General features: G+C 69.7%; 3 protein-coding genes. All 3 read left to right on the top strand.

The features are described 5' to 3' along the window. The coding region (locus tag BGN98_RS03115; RefSeq protein WP_502687804.1) for an AAA family ATPase at positions 1-457 on the top strand (457 nt) is incomplete at its 5' end. A gap of 58 nt (positions 458-515) precedes the next feature. Continuing rightward, positions 516-2,024 (top strand): tetratricopeptide repeat protein, encoded by a 1,509-nt coding sequence (locus BGN98_RS03110; protein ID WP_288119502.1) that lies wholly within the window; start codon positions 516-518, stop codon positions 2,022-2,024. Positions 2,025-2,049: 25 nt separating this feature from the next. Then, a complete protein-coding gene (locus tag BGN98_RS03105) occupies positions 2,050-2,781 on the top strand; it encodes a DUF1361 domain-containing protein (RefSeq protein WP_036290708.1) in 732 nt (243 codons plus the stop codon). Positions 2,782-2,994: the final 213 nt, after the last annotated feature.

The following is a 2,994-nucleotide window of genomic DNA, read 5'->3' as shown; positions in this document are numbered from 1 at the left end:
GCGCTTCATCGCCCGGCGTCTCGTGATCTCGGCATCCGAGGACATCGGCCTCGCCGACCCGCAGGCGCTGGTCATCGCGGTCGCCGCCGCCGACGCCGTCGCCTTCATCGGCATGCCCGAGGGCCGTATCCCGCTCGCGGAGGCCACCGCCTATCTCGCGACGACGGCCAAGTCCAACGCCGCCTACCTCGCGATCGACACGGCGATCGCCGACGTGCGTGCCGGGGGATTCGGCCGTGTGCCCACGCACCTCCGCGACGCGCACTACCCGGGCGCGAAGCGGCTCGGCCACGGCAAGGGCTACGTCTATCCGCACGACCTCGAGGTGGGCGTCGCTACCCAGCAGTACCTGCCGGACGAGCTGCGGGGGCGCCACTACTACGAGCCCACCGGACGCGGTCTGGAGCGCGACATCGCGGCACGCGTCGAGAAGATCCGCAAGATTCTCGGGGATTGAGAGCGCCCGCGGCGTGCGAGGAGACTGTCGCTCCGCCGGCCGGTGCGAGGATCGAGAGATGGACGACGAGCGCGCACAGCCCTGGCAGCTGCTCACCGAGACCGAGGTCTACAACGGGTATACGCGGGTACGCCGCGACACGTACCGTCTTCCGGACGGCTCGGTCTCCGACTGGGACGTGCTCGATCAGGGCGACACCGTCGCCGTTATCGCTTTCACCGACACCGGTGACGCCCTCCTGTTCGAGCAGTACCGCGTCGGTCCGCGCGCTCTGGTGCGCGAGCTTCCCGGCGGGCTGATCGACACAGGCGAGGATGCTCTCACCGCCGGCGCGCGCGAGCTGCTCGAGGAGACGGGGCATCGCGCCGCGGCCCTGTTCCACGCCGGGAGCGAGTGGTCGGGAGCCAACTCCACTCGACGCAAGAACGTCGTGGTCGCCGCCGGCTGCCGCCGCGTCGCAGATCCGCACTGGGAAGACGGCGAGACGGGTGTCGTTCGCACGATCGGGATCGACGAGCTCGTCGCGCACCTGCTGGCGGGCGGTTTGAGCGACGCGGGGGAGGCTGCGCGTGGGCTGCTCGTGTTCACGCGGGCATCCGTCGCCGACCCCGTGCTCCGCCGTGGACAGGAGCGAGTGCGCTCCGCGCTGGAGCGTGCGCTGCGATCGACGCCGGTCGCTGATCCCGTCGATGAGTTCGCACTGTTCTGGGATCGCTTCGATCCGGCGGACCCCGCGACGGCGCACGCAGAGCTTGGGCGCCTCCTCGACGCGTGTGGACAGGAGGATGCCCGCGCCGCATTCGAGCGGGCGTCGCTGTATGACGCGCTCGGCGAGGAAGAAGCCGCGATCCCGCTGTACCGGCAGGCTCTTGATCGGGGCCTGGCCGCCCCGCACCGCACGCAGGCGGTCATCCAGCTGGCGAGCTCACTGCGCAACGTGGGCGACGCCTCCGCCGCGATGGCGCTCCTGCGCACGGTCGGCGACGACGACCCGCTGATCGCCCCCGCCCGCGCCTTCCTCGCCCTCGCGCTGCATGACGACGAGAAGCCGACCGCGGCGGTGCGCACGGCTCTACAGACGCTCGCGCCGATGCTGCCGCAGTATCGCCGGGCCGTCGACGCGTACGCGGGGGAGCTGGCGAGCCTCGCCCGCATCCGCGCGATCGCCGTCGGGCTGGTGGTCCAGGACGGACGTGTGCTGCTGGAGTCGTACCCGGAGACCGACCGGCACGGCGAGTTCCTCCGTGCTCCGGGTGGCGGCATCGAGTTCGGCGAGACCGCGGCGCGCGCCGTCGTCCGGGAGTTCGCCGAGGAGCTTGCGGCGGAGTTCGACGACGCCGTGCTCGCGGCCGTCACCGAGAACATCTTCGACAGCGGCAGCGGTCGCGGGCACGAGATCGTGCATGTCTTCCGGGGACGTTCGCCGCAGCTGGCCGCGCTGCCGGTGGGTGAACGGCTGCCCGTGCGGGACAGCCACACGACGGTGGGCTGGTACGAGATCGCGGCGCTGTGGGCTGCGGATGCGCCGCCCGTGTACCCGGTCGGCGTCCTCGACCTGCTGCGCTGAGTGTCGACTGTGACAGGCTGACGGGATGTCGGCTCTGCTCATCGGCGTCATCGCCGTCACGCTGCTCAACCTGTACGCGGCCGTCCTGATCGTGCTGCGCGCGCGGGTCTACGGCGTGAAGCTGTACCGGCCGATGCTGCTGAACATCGGACTCTCCTTTCTTCCTGTGCTGCTCGCGGTCGTGCTCGGCGCGGGCCTGCTTCTGCTGACCCCCTTGATCGGGCGGGCGACCGAGGCGATCGCCGGGGCGGGCACGTTTGCCGTGTGGGCCTACCTGATCGTCGCGACGCTGCTGTGGCTCGTGTTCTTCCCGAACTCGGTGTACCTGATCACGGAGCTCAACTTCAGCCATCGAGCCGAGACCACACCGGTACCCCTGTGGTACGACATCGTCCAGACGCTGGCGCTGACGCTTTCCGGCATCGCCAATGCGGTCCTCAGCCTGGCCGTCGTGCAGACGATGGGCCTCGTTCTCATCGATCGCCCCGACGGACGCATCCCCGCCGCCAGCTGGGGCTTCGCCGCGACCGTGATCCTGCTCGGTGCCATCGGCGTCTATCTGGGGCGCTACCTGCGGCTCAACAGCTGGGACATCCGGCATCCGGGATCCATGATCCGCAAGCTGCGTGACCATCTGCGTCATCGGGGCAAAGCTCTGGAAGCGTTCGGCTTCGTCCTCACCCACGCACTGCTCATCGCCATCCTCTACGTGCCGCTGTTCGCGCTGGGCTGGACCGCGTTGCGCGCGGACGTGTGAACTGCGGCGATAAATGTCGCCCTTATCGCGCCGCAGGTGGGCCAGCCACACGAAGGGAAGGGCGGTACCTCAAGCGGCTCTTCGCAGTTGAGGGTGTAGCCGGGGGTCGGGCGGCGGTGGCTGGATAGGGGTCGAGGTCCCCCGAGGAGGGAAGTTCCTACACTCACCATCCGGAAGACCTCGACGTGCTCAACGCTACCTTCGCCGCGCCTT

Origin of the sequence: Microbacterium sp. 69-7, assembly GCF_001897985.1 — a bacterium.
Taxonomy (GTDB): Bacteria; Actinomycetota; Actinomycetes; order Actinomycetales; family Microbacteriaceae; genus Microbacterium; species Microbacterium laevaniformans.
The sequence above is the reverse complement of the archived record's forward strand: the minus strand, read 5'-3'. Positions and strand labels throughout refer to the sequence as shown.

What these genes read in the sequence shown, in the direction of transcription:
- BGN98_RS03110 (WP_288119502.1), top strand. Translation starts at nt 516, where the DNA reads ATGGACGACGAGCGCGCACAGCCCTGGCAGCTGCTCACCGAGACCGAG.
- BGN98_RS03105 (WP_036290708.1), top strand. Translation starts at nt 2,050, where the DNA reads ATGTCGGCTCTGCTCATCGGCGTCATCGCCGTCACGCTGCTCAACCTG.